The sequence below is a fragment of the Aeromonas sp. R10-2 genome (assembly GCF_040908445.1).
Classification (GTDB): Bacteria; Pseudomonadota; Gammaproteobacteria; order Enterobacterales; family Aeromonadaceae; genus Aeromonas; species Aeromonas veronii.
Genome location: NZ_JBFODS010000077.1, coordinates 13,979 through 37,442 on the forward strand (window position 1 = coordinate 13,979; position 23,464 = coordinate 37,442).

A 23,464-nucleotide genomic window follows, 5' to 3' on the forward strand; every position below is an offset into this window, starting at 1 on the left:
GTCTGCAAGGTGGCGTGGTTCTGCCCTCCCTTGGGATGAAAGGAGTTCCTATGAAATGTATCGGTCTGCTGGGTGGCATGAGCTGGGAGTCCACCGTCAGTTACTATCAGGCGCTCAATCGCGGGGTGCGGGCGCAGCTTGGCGGTTTGCACTCGGCGCGGGTGCTGCTCAACAGCGTCGACTTTGCCGGTATCGAGCGGTTGCAGCATGCCGGTGACTGGCCCGCTACCGCCCGCCTGCTGGCGGCGGAGGCGCGCAAGTTGCAGGATGGCGGCGCCGATTTCTTGCTGATCGGCACCAACACCATGCACAAGGTTGCCCCCGAGATTGAGGCGGCTATCGATATCCCGCTGCTCCATATCGCCGATGCCACTGCGGCCAAATTGCGGGCGGACGGGATAACCCGGGTCGGCCTGCTCGGCACCCGCTTCACCATGGAGCAGGATTTTTACAAAGGGCGCTTGCAGGAGCGCTTCGGGTTGGCGGTGCTGGTACCCGATGAGGCCGGGCGGGAGCGGGTACACAGGATCATCTATGACGAGCTCTGTCTGGGGGAGATCCGTGAATCGTCGCGGGCCGAGTATCTGGCCATTATCGAGGGGCTGGCGGCTGCGGGTGCCGAGGCGGTGATCCTTGGCTGCACCGAGATTGCCCTGCTGGTGGGGGATGCCCGGGCGGCGGTGCCGCTCTACGACACCACCGCCATTCATGCCGAGGCGGCGGTCGCGCTGGCACTGGCATCTGATTAATAAACTGGTCAGATCTCACTATTCATGCTTGTCTCATACCCCTTGCCATAAAAGCGTGTAAAATTGCGCCCTGAATTTTCCCCGGCCAACGCGGGTTGGCTGCGGTTTCCTAGCATGCAAGGCTGACATTGTGACTGAAGTAGATAGATTCGCGGATATTCGCCCCTACCGCGATGAAGAAGTGCCGGCAGCCATCGAACGGCTGATCCAGGATGATGAATTTATCGGCGCCATCGCCAAGTATCGTTTCGGTTCCCTGATGAGCTGGCTGGGTTGGGCCATCCGCCCGATGATCCGCCTGTTCCTGCGCCGCAAATGGTCAAAAGTGACCACAGTGCATCAGGTCCAGATGGGGGTCACCCGGTACATGTCCCGCATGATCGCCACCTCCACCAAGGGGGTGACCTTTTCCGGGATCGAGCATCTGAAGAAAGAGCAGGGTTATCTGTTTGTCTCCAACCACAGAGACATCGCCATGGACCCGGCGTTCGTCAACTGGGGGCTGCACACCCACGGTTTCGATACCGTGCGCATCGCCATCGGCGACAACCTGCTGCGCAAACCCTGCGCCACCGAGCTGATGAAGCTCAACAAGAGCTTTATCGTCAAACGCTCCGCCAAGGGGCCGCGGGAGATGATGAAGGCGCTCGGCGAGTTGTCTGCCTATATTGGCAACTCGGTCCACGAAGGTCACTCCATCTGGATTGCCCAGAAGGAAGGGCGCGCCAAGAATGGCGATGACAAGACAGATCCCGCCATCCTCAAGATGTTCTACGTCGACGGCAAGAAGCAGAAGATCGACTTCGTCGACTACATGCGCAGCCTCAATATCGTGCCGGTCAGCATCAGCTACGAGCTGGACCCGACCGACAAGGCGAAGGCGCGCGAGCTCTACGAGAAGTCGGTCAACGGCAGCTACGAGAAGGGCGAGTTCGAGGATATCGAGAGTATCGTCGCCGGTATCGTCGGTATGAAGGGGCGGGTACACGTCTCCTTCGGCGCGCCGATTACCGAGGGCTTCAGCGATCCGGACGAACTGGCCGCGCTGATCGACAAGGCGATCTGGAGCAGTTACCACCTCTTCCCCAGCAACTATCTGGCGGCCGATGTCTCCGGCAAGGCCAACACCATCGAACAGGCGGCCTTCCTGACCCGTCAGTCAGAGGTGCCGGAAGAGCACAAGGCGATCTGGCGAGCCATGTACGCCAAACCGGTGGAAAACGCCAAAAAGGCTTGAATGAAACCGGTTGTTAAACGGTTTTGCGAAAAAAACGGGCGCTGATGCGCCCGTTTTTGCGTCTGGTCAAAGTCGAGGGGGAAAGGGTGGTGAATAATATGGTTTCAGCTGGTACGATCACTATGAAAATGGGATTATGTCTCTTGGCAAGGTGCTGACGAGTGTGTAACAGTGCCCATATAGCTGAACATGAGCAAAAGCTCTAAACCGGTTTGCACGGATTGCAGACGGCATTATTGAAGGACCTGTCACAGGTCCTTTTTCATTGGCGGGCAAAGATGCCGCCCAGATATACCTAACAGGAAACAGACGCCATGATCACCGGTAGCCTGAACACCCTGCAGCGGACGCCGCTGCCCGCCCCGCTGGCCCGCATCATGGCCGAGGTGGTGAAGAGTGTAGCGCACTGGGGTGACGCTCCGCTCGGCAAGACCGAGATCGATGGTCTCAACCTGTTCTGTCTGGTGAGCGAAGATCTGACCGAGCCAGCCGCGGATCGCCGTGGCGAATTCCATCAGCAGTATCTCGATATCCAGTTGCTGCTGCGCGGTGAAGAGTGGATAGGTGTGGGCCCCCACGACTACGTGAGCGACGGCGCCGACCATCTCCATCCCGACCTCTGGTTTGTCGAGGACGAGCAGACCAGCTATCTGGCGCTGCAACCAGGCGATTTCGCCATCTTCTGGCCGGGCGAGCTGCACCGCCCGCTCTGTACCTTCAACCAGCCCGCCAAGGTGAAGAAGCTGGTGGTCAAGGTACACAAGGATCTGCTGGCTATCGCCTGAGCATTCCCATTGAGGCGAGCCCTGCGCAGCTGATGCGTTGAGGCTCGCAAGCATTGAAACCAGTGATACGCACCACAAGTTGCGATCACTCTTTCAAGAGCAAGAATTGAAACCAGTGATACGCACCACAGGTTGCGATGACTCTTTCAAGAGCAAGAATTGAAAAATTGGACGCACCCTCCTGCGACCATAAGCCCCCGGCAGGGGAATCCCATCCTCTTTTGGATGACACGACACTGTCGGCATAAAGCCGAAGCACAGGAAGATGTAGAAAATGAGCAAGTTGGTATTGATCCTTAACTGCGGTAGCTCTTCCCTGAAATTTGCCGTAATGGACGCCGAAACAGGTGAGGACATGCTGTCCGGCCTGGCCGAATGCTTCAATCTGGATGATGCACGTATCAAATGGAAACTCCACGGGGTCAAGGGCGAAGCCATGCTGGGAGCGGGTGCCGCTCACCAGGAGGCCCTCGACCATATCGTGGGTCACATCCTGCCGCAGGATCCGACTCTTGCCGAGCAACTGGTGGCCATCGGTCACCGAATCGTACACGGTGGCGAGCAGTTCTCCCGCTCCGTGCGTATCGATGACGGCGTGATCGCCGGTATCGAAGCCGCCATTCCGTTCGCCCCGCTGCATAACCCGGCCCACCTCATCGGTATTCGCGCCGCGCTGAAAGTGTTCCCGCAGCTGTCCGAGAAGAACGTGGCCGTCTTCGACACCGCCTTCCACCAGACCCTGCCGCAAGAGGCCTACCTCTATGCGCTGCCGCACAAGCTCTACCGCGAACACGGCATCCGTCGTTACGGTGCCCACGGTACTTCTCACCGCTACATCGCGGAAGAAGCGGCAAAAGAGCTGGGCAAGCCGTTGAACGAGCTGAACATCATCAACTGCCACCTGGGTAACGGTGCCTCTGTCTGCGCCATCAAGAACGGCGAATCCGTTGACACCTCCATGGGTCTGACTCCGCTGGAAGGTCTGGCGATGGGTACCCGCTCCGGTGATATCGATCCGGCCGTGGTCTTCTTCATGCACGACCAGCTCGGTTACAGCGTGGAGCAGATCAACCACACCCTGACCCGTGAGTCCGGTCTGCTGGGGATGACCGAAGCGAGCAGCGACTGCCGCTACGTCACCACCAACTACGCCACTGACGCCGGTGCCAAGCGTGCGCTGGATGTCTTCACCTACCGTGTGGCCAAGTATGTCGGTGCCTACGCCGCTGCGATGGACGGTCGTCTGGACGCCGTGGTCTTCACCGGCGGTATCGGTGAGAACGCCGCCATGGTGCGCGAGATGGTGCTGAACCGCCTGGCTCTGTTCGGCTTCAAGGTGGACAAAGAGGCCAACAACGCCGCGGTACTGGGTGGCGAAGGTCGCATCACCACCGCCGACAGCCGTTGCGCCATGGTGATCCCGACCAACGAAGAGCTGGTCATCGCTCGCGATGCCCTGAGCCTGGTCTGCTAAGTCAGCCTCGCTTTGAAACAACGCCCGGCCTGTGCCGGGCGTTGTCATTTCTGGCGTACGCCGATTTGACATGGGGGAGGGGAGCGGTACCCTGACCACCACTGTTTTTGCAGCCAGCGGGCTGCCCGGTTCGGGAGAGAGCAATGAAAGAGGCGTTTTTTAACTGGTTGTCGGGCCTTGGGGTGGAGGTGACCAGCCTGATGGCGCTGGTGATCGCGCTGGGCTTTATCGTCATCACCTCGTTGCTGCTGCATATGGCGCTGCACCGGGTGCTGCTGGTCCGGCTGGTGGGGATCCTCGGCAAGGCCAAGCAGGTGTGGCTGCCGCCCCAGCTGCAACAGCGCCTCTTCAACCGGCTCGCCTTCGTGCTGCAGGGGGCCGTGCTGCTCGGTCAGGCGGAGATCTGGCTGCCCCGTCAATCGGATAGCCTCAAGCTTATCGAAATGGTGGCCCAGCTCTGGATTTTGCTGTTCCTGCTGCTGGCCTTCTTCGCCCTGCTCGACTGCCTGTTGTCGGTGAGCCGTTACACCCGCCTTGGTCGGGATTTGCCCCTGCGCGGCATCTTCCAGGGGGCCAAGCTGGTAGGCAGCATTCTGGTGGGCATCCTGATGATCGCCCTGCTGCTCGGCAAGTCGCCGCTGTTCCTGTTCAGCGGTCTGGGTGCCATGACCGCAGTGCTTATGCTGGTGTTCAAGGACCCTATCCTCGGGCTGGTGGCGGGGATCCAGCTCTCCGCCAACCGGATGCTGAGCGTCGGTGACTGGCTGCAGATGGACAAGTACGGCGCCGATGGCGAGGTGACCGACATCGGCCTCACCACGGTCAAGGTGTCGAACTGGGACAAGACCATCACCACCATTCCTACCTATGCCCTGATCTCCGACTCTTTCAAGAACTGGCAGGGGATGACCGAGTCGGGCGGCCGCCGCATCAAGCGCAGCGTCAATATCGACATGACCAGCGTACGTTTTCTGACGGCCGAGGAGCAGTTGCAGCTCAAGCAGGCGCAACTGCTGGCACCTTATCTGAGCCGCAAGGAGCAGGAGCTGAGTGCCTACAACCAGCAGCTGAGCGATGCCCTGAGCTGCCCCATCAACGGTCGTCACCTCACCAACCTCGGCACCCTGCGCGCCTATCTGGATGCCTACCTGCGTGCCCACCCCGGTATTCGCAAGGACATGACCCTGATGGTGCGCCAGCTGGCACCCACGTCAGACGGTCTGCCGCTGGAAATTTACTGCTTTACCGCGACAACGGCATGGGCCGATTACGAAGGGATCCAGGCCGATATTTTCGACCATATCTTCGCCATCATTGAGCAATTTCATCTGCGGTTGCATCAATCTCCCACAGGTTACGACATGCGTGCCTGGCAACGGGGATAAACAGGGAAATGGGACGGGTCGGGGACGCGGAAAAAAACGCATATTAATCATCGACCCGTCGCCACTTGTCAGTTGAAATTTGCCGTGTAGAGGAGAAAAATGGCGGCCTTCTCTTCGCGCCCCTGATCCCCTCTTGATCAGCTGCCAGCCCAGAGACGTCACTTCAAGTCATCATCATGGGAAAGTTATGAAGCTCCTTCGCAATAGTGTGGCAACACTCTGCTACAGCCTGCTGCTGACCGCTGCGCCGGTTTTCGCTGTTGAATATGCTCTGCCTGCGGCCAACAGCCGTCTGGTAGGGGAAAATCTGGAATACGTGGTTCCGGCCGAAGAGAACGGCCAGCCGCTGGAGGCCATTGCGGCCAAATTCCAGCTGGGGCTCACCAACATGACCGAAGCCAACCCCGATGCGGATCCCCTGCTGGTACAGACCGGCGAGAAGCTGGTGATCCCCCAGCAGCTGATCTTGCCGGATGCCCCCCGTGAAGGGATCGTGCTGAACGTGGCCGAGATGCGCCTCTACTACTACCCCAAGGGTAAAAAAGTGGTGGAAGTGCTGCCCATCGGCATCGGCCAGCTCGGCACCGATACTCCGGAAAACTGGGTGACCAGCGTGCAGCGCAAGAAAGCGGGCCCGACCTGGACCCCGACCGCCAAGATGCATGCCGAATACGCCGCCCGTGGCGAGAGCCTGCCTGCGGTATGGCCGGCCGGTCCGGACAACCCCATGGGTCTGTTCGCCCTCTACATCGGTAAGATGTACGCCATTCACGGTACCAACGCCAACTTCGGCATCGGCCTGCGGGTGAGCCACGGTTGTGTGCGCCTGCGCAACGATGACATCGCCTATCTGTTCAAGCAGGTACCGGTCGGTACTCGCGTCCAGTTCGTCAACCAGCCGATCAAGGCCTCTCTCGAACCGAACGGTGTCCGCTATCTGGAAGTGCACCAGCCGCTGTCACGCAGCGAAGAGGAGTTCAACTCCAAGCTGCCGGCACCGCTGCCGATGACCCCGGCGGTGACCCGCTTCATTGCCCACGCCGACAGCGACTCCCAACTGGTGAAGCAGGCGCTGGAGCAGCGCAACGGCATGCCGATGGCGATCAACCGCTAACGGCAAATCCCCGTCACGACAAAGGGCGAACAGCATGCTGTTCGCCCTTTTTGTTTCTGCTAGGTTGACTCAGCTTCGCAGCAGATTTGTCTGCAGCTCGCTGCCGAGCTGATCGAGCAGCTGATAGCGCGCCTTGTAGCTGGCCCGCTTGCGGGAGGGGATCTCCTCCAGCGTCTTGCGGGGCACCTCCAGCGGCAGGCTCATCCAGAGTTCATCCTGCACGCAGCCCTGATGCTCCTGCCACAAGCCGTCGAGATCGAACTTGACCCGATCGGCGGTGCGCTTGCTGCTCTTATAGACGTGGCTTTGGGTGCGGATCCCGAGCAGGCTTTTGCACGCCAACCCCCGGGCAAGCTCGGCGGCCATATAGACCAGCAGGGACATGGGGCGCAGCCCGCCGCACGCCTTGGTGACCAGCTTGATCTCCTCGCTCTGCCCCTTGCCGCCCTGCAGCGAGCAGATCTCGAGGGTCGGGTTTGGCGCGGGGCGCAAATTGAGGGCCATGTAATAGAGCGCAGTGTCACCCAGCTTGAGGGTCAGGCTCATCTCCCCCTCTTTGCCCATGTGGGTTTGGTAATCCAGTTGCAGGGTCAGCAGTGCCGTCAGCTTGTCGCTCTGCCACTGGGCCAGCAGCAGGCCGCGCCCGCTGTAGATTGCCAGTTGTTGCGCCTTGGGCAGCTGGCGAGCCAGCTGCTGGTAGTGGCCGCTGATAAGCCCGGCTCGCAGGCGCTTGCGGAGCCCCTTGTGGCGATAGGGGTGGATCGGCTTTTCCAGAATATCGGGGAAGCGGCTGATCGCCTGCGCCAGCAGCGGTTGCTCCTGCTGCTGGCGATAGAGGGCACGGGCGCCGGGATTGAGCCAGAGACGCCCCACATACTTTGCCCGTCGGATGAGATGACCCGACTCCTCCACCGGGTGAAGGCGGCGGGCGAGGGTTCGCAGGTGTGACAGATGAGATGACATGGTGCCGACCTCTGACTGGTGTGATGAGACAGGGCGGGGAGTGTAGGAGCGGGGCGCTGGCTTGTAAAAAAATGGATAGTAACAAAATGTGAAAACATAACGCTCAGTAGCGGCTGGCGCAGCGAGATGACCGTCACGGCCACGGCAGGAAATCTGGCGCCATCCTCTTGATGCGGCAGATGATTTGATGCGCAAAGGTTTTTATTGTGTTTTGTGTTTGTTAAAAGTGGTTGAGCTGGCGCGAACGGCTGATTAAGCTAGGCCGGTTTTTTAGGGATGAGCCCGTCACCAGAGCGGGCAGAAAATGACACAAAACGGAGTTTTGCATGACAGCTAGCACACCCATGTTAATCACCTTCCTGGTGTATATCCTCGGAATGGTGTTGATCGGCTTCGTCGCCTATCGCGCCACCCGCAACTTTGATGACTACATTCTGGGCGGCCGCCGAATGGGGAGCTGGGTGACCGCTCTCTCTGCCGGCGCCTCCGACATGAGCGGCTGGCTGCTGATGGGCCTGCCCGGCGCCGTCTTCGTCAGCGGCATCTCCGAGAGCTGGATCGCCATCGGTCTGGTCATCGGCGCCTACCTCAACTGGCGCTGGGTAGCGGGTCGCCTGCGGGTGCATACCGAGAAGAACCGCAACGCCCTGACCCTGCCGGACTATTTCACCTATCGCTTTGAAGATCACAGCAAGGTGCTGCGCATCCTCTCGGCGCTGGTGATCCTGCTCTTCTTCACCATCTACTGCGCCTCCGGCGTGGTGGCCGGTGCCCGTCTGTTCGAGAGCACCTTCGGCATGGATTACAACACCGCCCTCTGGGTCGGTGCCGCCGCCACCATTACCTACACCTTCTTCGGCGGCTTCCTCGCGGTGAGCTGGACCGATACGGTGCAGGCGACCCTGATGATCTTCGCCCTGATCCTGACCCCGGTCTTCGTCATCATCGCCGTCGGCGGGGTGGACAGCGCCATGATCGAGGTGGCCGCCAAGAGCGCTACCAACCTCGACATGTTCAAAAATCTGGATGTGATCGCCATTGTCTCGCTGATGGCCTGGGGCCTTGGTTACTTCGGTCAGCCCCACATTCTGGCCCGCTTCATGGCGGCGGATTCCCACCACTCCATGGCCAATGCCCGCCGTATCAGCATGACCTGGATGGTGTTCTGCCTCGCAGGCGCGGTGGCCATCGGCTTCTTCGGTCTGGCCTACTTCGCCCGCTTCCCGGAAGTGGCGGCTGGGGTGACCGGCAACCCGGAGCGGGTCTTTATCGAGCTCTCCAAGATCCTGTTCAACCCCTGGATCGCCGGGGTGCTGCTCTCCGCCATTCTGGCGGCGGTGATGAGCACTCTAAGTTGTCAATTACTGGTCTGCTCCAGCGCCATCACAGAGGATCTTTACAAGCCTTTCCTGCGCAAGAACGCCTCCCAGCGTGAGCTGGTATGGGTGGGTCGCCTGATGGTGCTGCTGATCGCCGTGATTGCCATCGCCGTCGCCATGAATCCGGAAAACCGGGTGCTGGGGCTGGTGAGCTACGCCTGGGCCGGTTTCGGTGCCGCCTTTGGCCCCGTGGTGCTGCTCTCCGTGCTGTGGCCGCGGATGACCCGCAACGGCGCGCTGGCGGGCATGCTGGTCGGTGCCATCACCGTCATCGTCTGGAAGCAGTTCGGCTGGCTGGGGCTGTATGAGATCATCCCGGGCTTCCTGTTCGCACTGCTGGCCATTGTGGTGGGCAGTCTGCTGGGCGAAGCGCCCTCAAAAGCGATGCTGGAGCGTTTCCGCGATGCCGAGGAGGAGTACAACACTCCGGCCGAGAGCGCGGGAGAGCCGGTCGCGGTGAACTGATCCCCCTTACCGCTTTCTGATTGAGAGCCCCGCCCCCGGACAAGGAGCGCCCTGGTTGGCCATCCTTGCACCGGTTTGGCGGGGCTTTGTGCTATCTGATTCACTCTTGGGCACTTTTTTATGTTCGGCCGGTGGCTCCCGGGTGCTCGCTTTCTTTTGTCTTGGCACCGAATATGGGACACTAGGCCGCCTGAAGGAGACCTAGTGCATGCGGCTATTCACCCTGATCCTGATCCTCCTGCTGGGGGGACTGCAATATGACCTCTGGCTGGGGAAGAACGGGCTATCCGATTATCAGAACCTGTCGGAGGCCATCTCGCAGCAACAGCGGGACAACCAGACTCTCAAGGATCGTAACGACCTCATTTACCGCGAGATAGATGATCTCACCTCTGGCCTCGAGGCCATCGAGGAGTTGTCGCGCAACGATCTGGGTTACATCAAGCAGGGGGAGACCTTCTACCGGATCATCCCCAAAGAGAAAGACAAAGAGACAGCGCCGGACGATGAGCCCTACGATGACTGATGCCAGCCGGGTATCCGGCCTGACGGCGATCGTCCCTGCCGCCGGTATCGGCAGCCGAATGGGGGCCGATTGCCCCAAGCAGTACCTGCAACTGGCGGGTAAAACCATTCTCGAACATACCCTGGAGCGGCTGCTCTCCCACCCGGCTATCGCCCAGGTGATCGTGGCGCTGGCGCCCCATGACCGCTGGTTCGAGGCCCTGCCCGTGGCGGCTGACCCGCGGATTGTGCGGGTCGAGGGAGGCGCCGAGCGCGCCTTTTCCGTCCTCAATGGTCTCCATGTGGCGCAAGGGGAGTGGGTGCTGGTGCACGATGCGGCCCGCCCCTGCCTGACTCACGGCGATCTTGATGCGCTGATTGCCACGGCCATGAACTGCGGCGGTGCCATTCTCGGCAGTCGGGTGCGCGATACCATGAAGCGCTCCGATGGGGAGGGCAATATCATCGCCACCGTCGCGCGCGAGCAGCTCTGGCATGCCCTGACGCCGCAGATGTTCCCGACCCGAGCCCTGAAACGGGCGCTGGAAGAGGGACTGCTGCTGGGCGCTACCATCACCGACGAGGCCTCCGCCATGGAGCGGGCCGGATTCACGGTGCGGATGGTGGAGGGGCGCGCCGACAATATCAAAGTGACCCGGCCGGAAGACTTGTCGCTGGCGGGGCTGTTTTTAAGCCAGCAGGCATAAGCCCCTCAGTCAGAACAGACCGTTCAGAGCAGAGCGTCTCGAACAAACAGGCCCGAACAAGGAGTTAGCATGATCCGGATTGGACATGGTGTGGACGTACACAAAATTGATGGGGTTGGTTTCAGCATGTTGGGAGGTTGCCGCTGATGATGCGCATTGGTCATGGTTTTGATGTTCATAAATTTGGTGGTGTTGGCCCCTGCATGCTGGGTGGCGTGCCGGTTCCCTACGAGCTGGGGCTGATTGCCCACTCTGACGGCGATGTGGTGCTGCACGCGGTGAGCGATGCCCTGCTGGGGGCCATCGGTGCCGGTGACATCGGTCGCCACTTCCCCGATACCGCTGCCGAGTTCAAGGGGATCGACAGTCGCATTCTGCTGCGTGATGTCTTTGCCCGGGTACAGAAGGCGGGGTATGCCATCGGCAACCTGGATGTGACCATCATCGCCCAAGCCCCCAAAATGGCCCCCCATATCGACGCCATGTGCGCCGTGCTGGCCGCCGATCTGCAATGTGATTTGAACCGGGTGAACGTCAAGGCGACCACCACCGAACAGCTTGGGTTTACGGGGCGCAAGGAAGGGATCGCCACCGAAGCCGTCGTCCTACTGGTGAAACAATAATGCTGGAACAACTTGCCTATCTGCACGGGGCGCCCACCGCCCGCGGTATCCTCAAGGCCGAGGCCGCCGACTTCGTGGTGAATGAAGATCTCGGGTTTGAGCCTTGCGGGGAAGGGGAGCACATCTTCGTCCGTGTGCGCAAAACCGGCGAGAACACCGCCTGGGTGGCGGGTCTGCTGGCCGATGCGGCTGGAGTCAACCGCAATGCGGTGACCTGGGCGGGCCTGAAGGATCGCCACGCGGTGACCGAGCAGTGGTTTGGTATTCACCTGCCGGGCAAGGCCGAGCCGGACCTCTCCGTCATCGAGAGTGACAGCATCCGGATCCTCGAGGTGAAGCGCCACAACAAGAAGCTGCGGGTCGGCTACCTCAAGGGCAACCACTTCACCCTGCGTCTCACCGGTCTGGAACAGGCCGACGGGCTGGAAGCGCGCCTGCAGGCCATCGCCGGGCAGGGCGTACCCAATTACTATGGTGAGCAGCGTTTTGGCCGCGATGGCAACAATCTGGAAGCGGCCAAGGCGATGTTTGCCGGCAAGCGGATCAAGGATCGCAACAAGCGTTCCCTCTACCTCTCTGCCGCCCGCAGCATGCTGTTCAACGCCATTGTCAGCGCCCGTATCGAGCAGGGGCTGGCCCATCAGCTGCTGGCCGGTGATTGCGTGATGCTCAAGGGTAGCCACTCCATCTTCAGCGAAGAGAGCGTGACCCCCGAGCTGGAAGCGCGTCTTGCCTCCGGCGATGTGCAGCTCACCGCGCCCCAGTGGGGTCGTGGCCGTCTGGCCAGTCAGGGTGCCGCTGCCGAGTTCGAACAGGGCGTGCTGGCCCCTTACAGCGATTGGTGTGACGGGTTGGAGAAGGCCGGGCTGGATCAGGACAGGCGCCCCCTGCTACTCAAGCCGGAGCAGATGAGCTGGCAGCTGGACGGCGAGGCGCTGACCCTCTCCTTCTTCCTACCGGCGGGCGCGTTTGCCACCAGCGTGGTGCGCGAGTTAATGCAGGCCGAAGAGGCCGATCACGGTTTCAGGAATCAGACCGATGCGAATTCTGGTCAGTAATGATGATGGTGTGCATGCCGAGGGGATTCGTGCCCTCAGCGAGGCGCTGCGCGCCTGCGGCGAGGTCATTGTGGTGGCGCCGGATCGTAACCGCAGCGGCGCGAGTCACTCCCTGACGCTGGAAGTACCGCTGCGGGTTACCCGAATTGCAGAAAACGGCTTTAATGGGTGCGAGAGCTATGCGGTGAAGGGCACGCCGACCGACTGCGTGCATCTGGCGGTCAACGAGCTGGTGCGTCCTGAACCCGACATGGTGGTGGCCGGCATCAACCACGGTGCCAACCTGGGGGATGATGTCATCTACTCGGGCACGGTCGCCGCGGCCACCGAGGGGCGCCATCTTGGCTACCCCTCCATCGCCATCTCGCTGGTAGGCAAGACCCACTTCGCCACGGCGGCCCACTATGCGGCCCTGCTGGTGAAGGGGCTGATGAAACACCCCCTGCCTGCCGATCAGATCCTCAACGTCAACGTGCCGGACTTGCCCCTTGAGCAGATCAAGGGGATCAAGACCACCCGCCTTGGCAATCGCCACCGGGCGGAGTCGGTGATCTGCACCGAGGATCCCCGTGGCCAGCCCATCTACTGGATCGGCCCCCCCGGTAGCCAGCAGGATGCCGGTGAAGGCACCGATTTTGCTGCCATCGAGCAGGGCTATGTCTCGATTACCCCTCTGACCATCGATATGACTGCCTATGACAGTCTCGCCGGTCTGGGGGCCTGGTTAGATCTGCAGGGATGAGGGTGGTGTGATAGTACAGCGCCTGTTAAATCAGCTCATTGCGCAGGATATTCGCGATTTTCGCGTGCTGGCGACCATCGCGAAAGTGCCGCGCCAGCTGTTCGTGGACGAGGCCATGGCGCACAAGGCGTGGGACAACACCGCCCTGCCCATTGGCCACGGCCAGACCATTTCGCAGCCCTATATGGTGGCGCGAATGACCGAGTTGCTGATGCAAAACAATCCGGCCCATGTGCTGGAGATTGGCACTGGCTCGGGCTACCAGACGGCGATCCTCGCCCATCTGGTGGAGCATGTGTATACCGTGGAGCGGATCAAGTCGCTGCAGTTCCAGGCCAGACGCCGGCTGCGCCAGCTCGATCTGCACAATGTCTCGGCCAAGCACGGCAACGGCTGGCTGGGGTGGCCCAACAAGGGGCCTTATGACGCCATTCTGGTGACGGCCGCGGCGAGCGAGATCCCGACGGCGCTCACCGATCAGCTGGCCGAAGGGGGCCGACTGGTGTTGCCCGTGGGTGACAGCCAGCAGACCCTGCAGCTGATCGAACGATCCGGATCCCAGCTGACCAGCCGTATTCTGGAGCCGGTACGTTTTGTTCCCCTGATTGACGGAGATGTTGAGTGAAGTTGTTTTCCCGTTTGTACGTACTGGTGATGCAGTGGGCTCGCCACAAGCATGCCCCCTGGTATCTCTCCATCACCGCTTTCATCGAGTCGGTGTTCTGGCCGATCCCGGTGGACGTGATGCTGGCTCCGATGGCGCTCGCCAAGCCCCACAAGGCGTGGCACTACGCCACGCTGGCTACCCTCTTCTCTGTGTTGGGCGCCCTGTTTGGCTATGCCCTTGGCTATGCCCTGTGGGATCCGGTCGTGCTGCCACTGGTGGAGTCTGTGGGCTATCAGGACAAGATCGAGATTGCTCGCAACTGGTTTGAGCAGTGGGGGATCTGGGTCATTTTCATTGCCAGCTTCACCCCTATCCCCTACAAGGTGTTTACCGTGACGGCAGGGTTGTTGCAAATGGCTCTGCTGCCCTTCATCATCACCTCCCTCATCGGTCGTGGCATGCGCTTTTTCCTGGTTGCGGGCCTGATGCGCTGGGGTGGCGAGAAGATGGAACGCAAACTGATGCACTACGTAGATGTGCTCGGTTGGCTCTGTATTGGTCTGGCCGTGGTGGCCTATTTCTGGTTTAGTCGTTAAGGATCCATTATGCGTTCGCGTATTTGGCAAGGAAGCAGTGTCGTGGTGTTGTCATGGCTGCTGCTTGCCTGCTCCTCCAGTAAAAATGCAGCTCCGGTAGATGGTGTTGATGAGGGGCAGTTTGTCTCGACCATTCCGGCTCGCCAAAGCGGTGCCCAGGTCAGCGCCCCCATTCAGGGCGGCAGCTATGTGGTGAAGCGGGGCGATACCCTCTACTCCATCGCCTTCAACTCCGGCAACGACGTGCCGTCGCTGGCCAGCCTCAACAATATCAGCCCGCCCTACAACATCTATCCGGGGCAGCGACTGCGACTCGATGGTTCCAGCGCCAGTGTTGGCAGCAGCCGCAGTGCCGGTACCTATGAGGTGCGCCGCGGCGATACCCTGAGCAGCATCGGCCGCCAGTTCGGCATGACACCGCAGGCGCTGGCCCAGAGCAATAACCTGAGCGCCCCTTATGCGCTGCAACCGGGTCAGGTGCTCAATGTCCAGACCGCAGGCGGCGGTTCGACCCAGATGGTGGCTGCGACTCGTCCGGCAACCGTGACGCCGGTGGCCGTGAGCCGTCCGAGCAGCGGTCCGCGTCCGTTGGCCGAGCCGAGCGGATCTGGTCAGACCACGCCATTCATCTCTCAGAAATCCGTTGCTCCGGCAGCACCGAAGGAATACGCTCAGGTAAAAGAACAAAAAACAAACAACTCCCAGTCGAGACTTGCTTGGCACTGGCCCGCAAAAGGCCGGATTGTCGAGGGGTTCTCTGTTGCAGAACAGGGTAACAAGGGGATCGATATAGCCGGCCAGAAGGGGCAACCCGTCTACGCCGCCAGCAGCGGTAAAGTGGTATACGCTGGCAGTGCTTTAAGGGGGTACGGCAAGCTGATTATCCTCAAGCATGATGATGACTATCTCTCCGCTTACGCACACAACGACGAGTTGCGGGTGAAGGAAGGGGACAGCGTCAAGGGGGGCTCGGTCATTGCCAACATGGGTAGCACGGACGCGCCGGATGTGCGATTGCATTTCGAGATCCGGTACAGAGGCAAGTCGATCAATCCGATGAGCTATTTGCCAAAGCGTTAACCCCAGAGAGACCGTCTTACTCTGGTAACGTCAGGGAGACACACCATGAGCCAAGAACAACTGGTAATGCAGGATGCAGAGTTAGAGTTTGACGCTGAACCCGAATCTCATGAAGTAGAAGAGTTGCAGGAGGTAGCCGCCGAGGCGGACGAGACTATCTCCGATGAGTTGCTGGCACCTGAGCTGAATAAGGTGATGGATGCCACGCAACTCTATCTGGGGGAGATAGGTTTCTCCCCGCTGCTCACTGCCGAAGAGGAAGTCTACTACGCCCGTCGTGCCTTGCGAGGTGACAAAGCCGCCCGCAAGCGCATGATCGAGTCCAACCTGCGACTGGTGGTGAAAATCGCCCGTCGTTACAACAACCGCGGCCTGGTGCTGCTGGATCTTATCGAAGAGGGCAACCTCGGCCTTATCCGTGCGGTCGAGAAGTTTGACCCCGAGCGCGGCTTCCGTTTCTCTACCTATGCCACCTGGTGGATCCGCCAGACCATCGAGCGGGCCATCATGAACCAGACCCGTACCATCCGTCTGCCCATTCATGTGGTCAAGGAGTTAAACGTTTACCTGCGCACCGCGCGCGAACTCTCTCACCGTCTCGATCACGAGCCGACCGCCGAGGATATCGCCTTCGCGCTGGATCGTTCGGTGGACGATGTGAATCGCATGCTCAAGCTCAACGAGAAGATCACCTCGGTGGACACCCCCATCGGTGGCGATCGCGACAAGGCGCTGCTGGATGTGCTCTCCGACGAGCGCGGCATGGGGCCTGAGCTGGAGTCACAGGAAGATGATATGCGTAGCAGCATCGTGCACTGGCTGGAGGAGCTCAATCCCAAGCAGCGGGAAGTGCTGGCCCGTCGTTTCGGTCTGCTGGGGTACGAGCCCGCCACCCTTGAGGATGTGGGAGCCGAGATTGGCCTGACCCGCGAGCGGGTACGTCAGATCCAGGTCGAGGGGCTGCGCCGTCTGCGGGAGATCCTGCTGAGCCAGGGGCTCTCCATCGAGGCGCTATTTCGTACCAATTAAGTCCGCACCAACTGATCAGCGCATCAGCCAAATAGCACGAGAGGAGCAACTGCTCCTCTCGTTTTTTATTGCCTGTCGTCTGGCGATGGCTTCGTGGTTATACCAGCTCAGTCAGCATGGTGTCGGCGTAGGGCACCAGTGCTTCTCCCTTCTTCACCTTGGTGAGGTAGTCCGGGTTGGCGATAAGCGGACGACCGATGGCCACCAGATCGAAGCGGTTGGCCTCGATGGCCGCAGCGGCGCGCTCGGCGTCGTAGTTGCCCACACCGACCAGATTGCCCTTGTAGTGGGCGCGCAGATAGTCGGAGGCGCGGCCACCCAGATAATCGAAGGTGAGGTTGTCATCAAAGATGCCGAGGTGGATATAGGCCAGCGGGCGATCGTTCAGCTTGCCCAGCAGATAGTCGAACACGGCGCGATCTTCCGGGCTGCCCGCCAGATGGACATAGGCACCCGGGGAGAGGCGAATACCAACCCGATCACCACCGATACGGGCGCTGATGGCATCGACCACTTTCAGTGCGAAGCGGCTCATCTTTTCCGGGCTGCCACCGTAGTTGTCGCTGCGCAGGTTGGTGGAGTGGTGCAGGAACTGGTCGATCAGGTAGCCATTGGCGCCGTGGATCTCCACCCCGTCAAAGCCTGCCTCGATGGCGTTGGCTGCGGCCTGGGCGTAATCCAGCACCAGCTGGGCGATTTCGGCCTCGGTCAGGGCGCGCGGCACCTGATAGGTCAGCTCGCGCATGCGGGGCACAGTGCCCTCGTGCGCCACGGCAGAGGGGGCCAACACTTCAGCCTGATGGAAGAAGGGGTGGGAGAGGCGACCGACGTGCCACAGCTGGGCGAAGATCTTGCCGCCCTTGGCGTGCACGGCGCTGGTCACTTTCTTCCAGCCATCGATCTGCGCCTGGGTGAAGAGTCCCGGGGTATTGGGGTAGCCCTGCGCGTCAGGGCGGATGATGACGGCCTCGGAAACAATCAGGCCGATGTCGGCGCGGCGGCCGTAATAGGCAGCCATCTGCTCGGTCGGCACCAGACCTGGGCCTGCCATGCAGCGGGTGAGCGGGGCCATCATGAAACGGTTGGCCAGGGTCAGAGTGTCATTGAGTCGATACGGCTGAAACAGGGTATTCATGATAGGTTGTCCTGAACGGGTTATTCTTGAACGTGCATTCAAGACGTTTTTTGCGTCGGGTGCAAGCTTTTTTTGAATGAGCGTTCAAGAAGGTTGGCCCGAGCGGGCGGCTGGGGTAAACTTGCCGCCCTTTCCAGCCACTCTTTATCGGCGGGCCCTGTTGCCCCTTGCCGGTGAACCATTTCCCACGGGAGGAACCATGCGCATAGCCGAGTTTGATCGGGACGAGGTACTGCGAAATGCCATGGAAGCGTTTCGCGCCAAGGGATATGCCAAAACCACCATGCAGGAGCTGGTGGCAGCCACCGGCCTGCACCCGGGCAGCATTTACGGCGCCTTTGGCAACAAGCGCGGCCTGCTGCTGGCGGCGGTGGATCACTATGTCGAGGGTAAACGCACCCTGCGCCGCTCATTGCTCGACAACCTGAGCCCGCTGGCGGGCCTTGCGGCCTATCTCGACCGGATTGTGGGGGAGGCGCTCTGCGGCTCCTGTCTGGTGACCCGCACAATGATGGAGCTGAGCGAGCAGGATGAGGAGCTGACCCAGCGGGTCAAGGGGATCTATGGCGAGCTGGAGCAGGATCTGGCCGAGTTGCTGACACAGGCGCAGGCCAAGGGCGAGCTGGCCCCAGATAGCAATATCCACACCCTCACCGCCCTGCTGCTGATCAACCTGCAAGGGCTGGTCACTTTCGCCCAGTGTCGCCCCGATCGCCCCCTGCTCGACGACGTAGTCGCCCAGCTGATGCGGGCCTTGCGGGCGTAACGCGATACCGCAGCAACAACAGTGGCTCCCTTGGGAGCCACTGTTGTTTGCGGGAGGGTTACCTCGGCCCCACCAGCTCTTTCATCAAATCTTTCAGCCATACCAGTGCGGGTTGCTGCGCGTGCACGGGGTGCCAGACGCAGTTGAGGTGGTAGTCGGGCACGTCTTCGGGCAGCGGCAGGCTTTTCAGCGGCCAGTGGGTGGCGAGCAGCTCGGCCACCATGCTGGGCAGCACCAGCAGGTGATCGCTTTGGCTGACGATGGCGGCGGCGGACATATAGCTCTGGCTGTTGACCGATATGGTACGGCTAAAGCCCTGACTCTTCAGATAGCGGTCGAGGCTCGCCTCCGAGGTGCCAAGGGGCGAGTGGAACACATGGGGCATGGCGATAAGCTGCTGCAGGGTGATGCGCTCCTGCCATTGGGAGGGGTCATCCTCGGCGCCGGCGGGGGCCGATTTGGCAATCGGCAGATCGGCGCGCACCAGCCCGGCCAGCGGCTCGGTGAGCCAGGTCTCCTTGCCCAGATACCCCGGCACCTGCATGTACTCGTCAAAGCCCAGCACCAGATCGATCTCGCCGCTCGCCAGCTCGGCTTCGGGCAGGGTGTCGCGCAGGATGCGGATCTCGATGGTGACCCCGGGCGCCAGCCGTCTGAGCCGCTGGATCAGCGGCGGGATCAGCACGCACTCCACGTAATCTGTGGTGCAGAGCACGAAGCGCCGCTTCGACTGGCTCGGCTCGAACTCTTCTTCCTCGGTGAGCTGCTGCTCCAGCAGCCGCAGCGCCTGCTGCACCCCGAGATGCAGCCGTTGGGCGCGTGGGGTCGGCAGCATCCCCTGCGGGGTGCGCACCAGCAGCGGGTCGCCGAGAAAGGTGCGCAGCCGGTTAAGGGAGTGGCTCATGGCGGGCTGGCTGATAAAGAGCGCTTCGGCGGCGCGGGTGACGCTGCCCTGCGTCATCAGGGCGTCAAAAGCGAGCAGCAGATTGAGGTCGAGCTGGTGCAGTTTCATGGGGGGATTATTCGCCGTGTTTATGGGACAATCCATCCTATTCATTTGATGGATGGGGGCGCAACGTCTTAATCTGCGACCCACTCTTATTTTTCCGGGTTCCCGCGCCGCATCGGGCGTAAACGGGGGCCTCAATCCATGCAAGGAGCCTTGCGATGAGCATCAAGACCATTAACTCCACGCCGGCCGCCGACGGCTTCACCATGCCCGCCGAGTGGGCGCACCAGCAGGCCGTCTGGATGATCTGGCCGTTTCGCCCGGACAACTGGCGCGTAGCCGGTCGCTTCGCGCAAGAGACCTTCGCCAAGGTGGCCGATGCCATCGGTGGCGCGACTCCGGTCTTTATGGGGGTTCCGGCCCAGTTTATGGAGCAGGCTCGCGCCATCATGCCCGCCCACGTCACTCTGGTCGAAATGGACAGCGATGACTGCTGGGCCCGCGATACCGGCCCGACCATCGTTACCAACGCTGCCGGCGAGTGCCGTGGCGTGGATTGGGGCTTCAACGCCTGGGGCGGCCACAAGGGCGGTCTCTACTACCCGTGGAATCAGGATGAGGAAGTGGCAGCCCAGATGCTGACCCAACACGAGATGGCTCGCTACGATGCGCCGCTGATTCTGGAAGGGGGCTCCATCCACGTCGATGGTGAAGGCACCTGCCTGACCACCGCCGAGTGTCTGCTCAACGAAAACCGCAACCCGCACCTGACCAAAGAGCAGATCGAAGCCTACCTGCGCGACTATCTGGGCGTCACCAGCTTTATCTGGCTGGACGAAGGCGTCTACATGGACGAAACCGACGGCCACATCGACAACATGTGCTGCTTCGTGCGTCCGGGTGAAGTGGCCCTGCACTGGACTGACGATCAGAACGATCCCCAGTACGCCCGCTCCGTGGCCGCCCTCAAGGTGCTGGAAGCGGCGGTCGATGCCAAGGGTCGCAAGCTGAAAGTGTGGAAGCTGCCCCAGCCGGGCCCGCTGTTCTGCACCGAAGAGGAGTCTGCCGGCGTCGAGAGCGGTACCGGTGTGCCGCGCGAGGCAGAAGGCCGTCTGGCCGGTTCCTACGTGAACTTCCTGATCACCAACGATCGCATCGTCTATCCGCTGCTGGATGCCGCCACCGATGGCGAAGCTCAGCGCATTCTGGAAGAGATCTTCCCGGAGCACACCGTGATCGGCGTACCGGCCCGCGAGATCCTGCTGGGCGGTGGCAATATTCACTGCATTACCCAGCAGATCCCTTCCGGCAAATAAGAACCGGATGACGATCCTGCTGCGAGACCGTGATCAAGGCTCATGTGCTGCTCGGAAGCCTCACGTATGTTTATACGCTCCGGTTCCTGTGCTGCTCTTCATCTTGCTGACGACCTCTCGCGACGGGTCGTAAACCGGTTCTCAGCCAGCTGAGGTTGGTATTCAAAACCCCACGCCGTGGGGTTTTCTCTCTTGATGGTGTGATGGTCGCAGGCGCTGATGCGGCGATCATCATGACAAACAGTCACCCTTTTACAGGAGATCCCCATGATCGAAGTGACCGAGGTTTCCATTGCCGAGCTGCGTGCCGCGCTCGAATCAGGCCGCACCACAGCGGTCGAACTGGTCAAGGCCTATCTGGCCCGGATCGAGGCCTACAACGGCCCCGAGACCGCCACCAAACTCAACGCCGTGGTGGTCGCCAATCCCGATGCGCTGAAAGAGGCCGAGGCTTCCGATGCCCGCCGTGCCCGTGGCGAGACCCTGGGGCCGCTCGACGGCATCCCCTACACCGCCAAAGACAGCTATCTGGTCAAGGGGCTGACTGCCGCCTCCGGCAGCCCGGCCTTCAAGGATCTGGTGGCCCAGCGCGATGCCTTTACCGTTGAGCGCCTGCGTGCCGCCGGTGCCATCTGCCTTGGCAAAACCAATATGCCGCCGATGGCCAATGGTGGCATGCAGCGCGGCGTCTATGGCCGTGCCGAGAGCCCCTACAACGCCGACTACCTGACCGCGCCATTTGCCTCCGGCTCCTCCAACGGTGCCGGTACTGCCACCGCTGCCAGCTTCTCCGCCTTTGGTCTGGCGGAAGAAACCTGGTCGAGCGGCCGTGGCCCAGCTTCCAACAACGGTCTGTGCGCTTACACCCCGTCCCGTGGCGTCATCTCGGTGCGCGGCAACTGGCCGCTGACTCCGACCATGGATGTGGTGGTGCCCTATGCCCGCACCATGAACGATCTGCTGGAAGTGCTCGACGTGGTAGTGGCCGACGATGCCGATACCCGTGGCGATCTGTGGCGCCTGCAACCCTGGGTGCAGCTGCCCAAGGCCTCTGAAGTGCGTCCGGATTCCTATCTGGAGCTGGCTGCCAAGCCCGATGCCCTCAAGGGCAAGCGCCTCGGCGTGCCGCGCATGTTTATCAACAAGGATGAACTGGCCGGCACCAGCGAAAACCCCGGCATCGGTGGCCCGACCGGTCAGCGCATCCATACCCGCGAGACCGTGATCGCCCTCTGGGAAGATGCGCGCAAGGCGCTGGAAGCTGCTGGCGCCGAAGTTATCGAAGTGGACTTCCCGCTGGTCTCCAACTGCGAAGGGGACCGACCCGGCGCGCCGACCGTGTTCAATCGCGGCATCGTGAGCCCGGAGTTTCTCAACGACGAGCTGTGGGAGCTCTCCGGCTGGGCGTTTGACGACTTCCTGCGCGCCAACGGCGATCCCAAACTCAACAAGCTGGCCGATGTCGATGGGCCGAAGATCTTCCCCCACGATCCGGGCACCCTGCCTAACCGCGAGGGCGATCTGGCGGCGGGCATGGACGAGTACGTCAATATGGCCAAGCGCGGCATCAAGCGCTTTGACGAGATCCCCACAGTGCCGGACGGCCTGCGCGGTCTGGAGAAGACTCGCAAGCTGGATCTGGAGGACTGGATGGACGGGCTCAAGCTCGACGCAGTGCTGTTCCCCACCGTCGCCGACGTCGCCCCGGCTGATGCGGATGTGAATCCGGCCTCTGCCGATATCGCCTGGAGCAACGGCATCTGGGTTGCCAACGGCAACCTCGCCATTCGCCATCTCGGCGTGCCGACTGTTACCGTCCCCATGGGGGTGATGGCCGATATCGGTATGCCGGTGGGCCTGACCTTCGCCGGTCGTGCCTATGACGACAACAACCTGCTGCGCTTCGCCTCGGCCTTCGAGTCCACCGGCAGCAAGCGTATGGTGCCGCCACGGACGCCGCCGTTGGTTTGATTGTTGTTGTGAGTTAAATATTCTGACGTGTCCGATGATGATCGGTTTAAACACCCACCTGTATTACAAGTGGGTGTTTTTTATAATCTTAAAATAAATTTATTAATAGATGGCGTGAAGGTTTAAAACATCAGGGTGAGAGCGTGAACATTTTGTTAAATTTCACCCAGTTTTTTGAGACCCGCATTGAGTACCGTTTCCAGATATTCACTGCTCATTCCTGCGATTTTTTGCTTCCGTCTTACGCTCGCCTTGCGTGAAGTCTCGGCCCTGAGCATGTTCAGCCCCATGTGCCGGATGCACGCCAAAATCTCTGCGGCATCACCGCGATAAATCGGGCAATCATCCTCGCCCATCGTGACGTCCAGCACCCAGTGCAGGCTATTTTCGATGGCCCAGTGCCCACGCACCGCTCGCGCAAACTCATCCTGCACCAACGCTTTGGAACTGATGAAATAACGCTGCTCTATGGTAATTTTTTGCATATTTTCAACGCGATAGGAGATGGCCACGCCAATGCTGTGCAACTGTTTCCAATGAGGAAACTGGGCGGCCAACTCGCCCGCCGCCATGACATGGTACTCACGACCATCGATGCGGCCATGAGCCTTCTCAAGCGTCATCGTCTCTGCGCATAACGGGGTGGCCGCCAGCGGGGCGAGGGCCTGTCGAACCGCCTCGAACAACTTGGGTTGGTTGCCTTTGACGGCCAATAAGTAATCGCCACCTTGCTGAAGGATGGTCTCGGCGATCTCGGTCTGGCACCCCATCGCATCGATGGATACCAGGCAGCCTTTGATGTCGAGCAGCGCCAGCAACTCGGGAATAGC

22 protein-coding genes and 1 pseudogene are annotated in these 23,464 nt (G+C 60.9%); 19 read left to right on the forward strand and 4 right to left on the reverse strand.

Annotated features, from left to right (window positions below; genetic code table 11):
* Positions 1–50 precede the first annotated feature (50 nt).
* The 6 genes from AB5Y97_RS15380 (at position 51) to AB5Y97_RS15405 (ending at position 6,744) form a co-directional block, all read left to right on the forward strand.
* Positions 51–749, forward strand: a complete 699-nt coding sequence (locus AB5Y97_RS15380; RefSeq protein ID WP_042084525.1) for an aspartate/glutamate racemase family protein — start codon at positions 51–53, stop codon at positions 747–749.
* 130 nt (positions 750–879) lie between these two features.
* Positions 880–1,986 (forward strand): 1-acyl-sn-glycerol-3-phosphate acyltransferase, encoded by a 1,107-nt coding sequence (locus tag AB5Y97_RS15385; RefSeq protein WP_005362790.1) that lies wholly within the window; start codon positions 880–882, stop codon positions 1,984–1,986.
* Between the two features lie 314 nt (positions 1,987–2,300).
* Positions 2,301–2,771: a YhcH/YjgK/YiaL family protein gene (locus AB5Y97_RS15390; RefSeq protein ID WP_368158374.1), complete on the forward strand. Its 471-nt coding sequence runs from the start codon at positions 2,301–2,303 to the stop codon at positions 2,769–2,771.
* A gap of 274 nt (positions 2,772–3,045) precedes the next feature.
* On the forward strand, positions 3,046–4,245 hold the full coding sequence (locus AB5Y97_RS15395) for an acetate kinase (protein ID WP_005354534.1): 1,200 nt from the start codon (positions 3,046–3,048) through the stop codon (positions 4,243–4,245).
* Between the two features lie 143 nt (positions 4,246–4,388).
* A complete protein-coding gene (locus AB5Y97_RS15400; RefSeq protein WP_005335524.1) occupies positions 4,389–5,630 on the forward strand; it encodes a mechanosensitive ion channel family protein in 1,242 nt (413 codons plus the stop codon).
* A 187-nt stretch (positions 5,631–5,817) separates the two neighbouring features.
* The gene (locus tag AB5Y97_RS15405) at positions 5,818–6,744 is read left to right on the forward strand and encodes a L,D-transpeptidase family protein (RefSeq protein WP_005354531.1); all 927 of its coding nucleotides are present in this window, start codon (positions 5,818–5,820) and stop codon (positions 6,742–6,744) included.
* Positions 6,745–6,813: 69 nt separating this feature from the next.
* On the opposite strand, the gene AB5Y97_RS15410 is transcribed toward AB5Y97_RS15405, so the two are convergent.
* Entirely contained in the window at positions 6,814–7,707 is an 894-nt protein-coding gene (locus AB5Y97_RS15410) for a VirK/YbjX family protein (RefSeq protein ID WP_368158376.1), read from the reverse strand.
* 326 nt (positions 7,708–8,033) lie between these two features.
* Here AB5Y97_RS15410 and putP point away from each other — a divergent pair, with 326 nt between their 5' ends.
* From putP to rpoS, 10 genes are all read left to right on the forward strand, one after another.
* The gene (gene putP / locus AB5Y97_RS15415) at positions 8,034–9,551 is read left to right on the forward strand and encodes a sodium/proline symporter PutP (RefSeq protein WP_005354514.1); all 1,518 of its coding nucleotides are present in this window, start codon (positions 8,034–8,036) and stop codon (positions 9,549–9,551) included.
* A 208-nt stretch (positions 9,552–9,759) separates the two neighbouring features.
* The gene (gene ftsB / locus AB5Y97_RS15420) at positions 9,760–10,077 is read left to right on the forward strand and encodes a cell division protein FtsB (RefSeq protein ID WP_005335520.1); all 318 of its coding nucleotides are present in this window, start codon (positions 9,760–9,762) and stop codon (positions 10,075–10,077) included.
* Positions 10,070–10,762 carry a 2-C-methyl-D-erythritol 4-phosphate cytidylyltransferase gene (gene ispD / locus AB5Y97_RS15425; protein WP_368158379.1) on the forward strand — a complete coding sequence of 231 codons (693 nt, stop codon included), beginning with the start codon at positions 10,070–10,072 and terminating at the stop codon, positions 10,760–10,762. Before ftsB ends, ispD begins: the two co-directional genes overlap by 8 nt.
* Before the next feature lie 146 nt (positions 10,763–10,908).
* Positions 10,909–11,385 (forward strand): 2-C-methyl-D-erythritol 2,4-cyclodiphosphate synthase, encoded by a 477-nt coding sequence (gene ispF, locus AB5Y97_RS15430; RefSeq protein ID WP_236373663.1) that lies wholly within the window; start codon positions 10,909–10,911, stop codon positions 11,383–11,385.
* Positions 11,385–12,443 (forward strand): tRNA pseudouridine(13) synthase TruD, encoded by a 1,059-nt coding sequence (gene truD, locus AB5Y97_RS15435; RefSeq protein WP_201946611.1) that lies wholly within the window; start codon positions 11,385–11,387, stop codon positions 12,441–12,443. Before ispF ends, truD begins: the two co-directional genes overlap by 1 nt.
* On the forward strand, positions 12,424–13,185 hold the full coding sequence (gene surE / locus AB5Y97_RS15440; protein WP_005335515.1) for a 5'/3'-nucleotidase SurE: 762 nt from the start codon (positions 12,424–12,426) through the stop codon (positions 13,183–13,185). The genes truD and surE overlap by 20 nt, the downstream gene beginning before the upstream one ends.
* 7 nt (positions 13,186–13,192) lie before the next feature.
* A complete protein-coding gene (locus tag AB5Y97_RS15445; RefSeq protein WP_005335507.1) occupies positions 13,193–13,810 on the forward strand; it encodes a protein-L-isoaspartate(D-aspartate) O-methyltransferase in 618 nt (205 codons plus the stop codon).
* Positions 13,807–14,388 carry a YqaA family protein gene (locus AB5Y97_RS15450; protein ID WP_021229508.1) on the forward strand — a complete coding sequence of 194 codons (582 nt, stop codon included), beginning with the start codon at positions 13,807–13,809 and terminating at the stop codon, positions 14,386–14,388. The genes AB5Y97_RS15445 and AB5Y97_RS15450 overlap by 4 nt, the downstream gene beginning before the upstream one ends.
* 9 nt (positions 14,389–14,397) lie before the next feature.
* On the forward strand, positions 14,398–15,468 hold the full coding sequence (locus AB5Y97_RS15455) for a LysM peptidoglycan-binding domain-containing protein (RefSeq protein WP_043821617.1): 1,071 nt from the start codon (positions 14,398–14,400) through the stop codon (positions 15,466–15,468).
* 45 nt (positions 15,469–15,513) lie between these two features.
* A complete protein-coding gene (gene rpoS, locus AB5Y97_RS15460; protein WP_005335504.1) occupies positions 15,514–16,497 on the forward strand; it encodes an RNA polymerase sigma factor RpoS in 984 nt (327 codons plus the stop codon).
* 97 nt (positions 16,498–16,594) lie between these two features.
* Here the strand turns inward: rpoS and AB5Y97_RS15465 are convergent, their stop codons facing one another.
* Positions 16,595–17,632, reverse strand: a complete 1,038-nt coding sequence (locus AB5Y97_RS15465; protein WP_201946607.1) for an alkene reductase — start codon at positions 17,630–17,632, stop codon at positions 16,595–16,597.
* Between the two features lie 199 nt (positions 17,633–17,831).
* Here AB5Y97_RS15465 and AB5Y97_RS15470 point away from each other — a divergent pair, with 199 nt between their 5' ends.
* On the forward strand, positions 17,832–18,398 hold the full coding sequence (locus tag AB5Y97_RS15470) for a TetR/AcrR family transcriptional regulator (RefSeq protein ID WP_201946605.1): 567 nt from the start codon (positions 17,832–17,834) through the stop codon (positions 18,396–18,398).
* Positions 18,399–18,456: 58 nt separating this feature from the next.
* Here AB5Y97_RS15470 and AB5Y97_RS15475 read toward each other — a convergent pair whose 3' ends face one another.
* The gene (locus AB5Y97_RS15475; protein WP_033115874.1) at positions 18,457–19,410 is read right to left on the reverse strand and encodes a LysR family transcriptional regulator; all 954 of its coding nucleotides are present in this window, start codon (positions 19,408–19,410) and stop codon (positions 18,457–18,459) included.
* 155 nt (positions 19,411–19,565) lie between these two features.
* Here AB5Y97_RS15475 and aguA point away from each other — a divergent pair, with 155 nt between their 5' ends.
* Together aguA and AB5Y97_RS15485 are read left to right on the forward strand one after the other, a co-directional pair.
* Positions 19,566–20,663 (forward strand): agmatine deiminase, encoded by a 1,098-nt coding sequence (gene aguA / locus AB5Y97_RS15480; RefSeq protein WP_139495482.1) that lies wholly within the window; start codon positions 19,566–19,568, stop codon positions 20,661–20,663.
* Positions 20,664–20,930: 267 nt separating this feature from the next.
* Entirely contained in the window at positions 20,931–22,634 is a 1,704-nt protein-coding gene (locus AB5Y97_RS15485; protein WP_201946604.1) for an amidase, read from the forward strand.
* A 155-nt stretch (positions 22,635–22,789) separates the two neighbouring features.
* Here the strand turns inward: AB5Y97_RS15485 and AB5Y97_RS15490 are convergent.
* Positions 22,790–23,464 (reverse strand): annotated as a pseudogene (locus tag AB5Y97_RS15490) (ISAs1-like element ISAs12 family transposase); the annotation flags it as partial.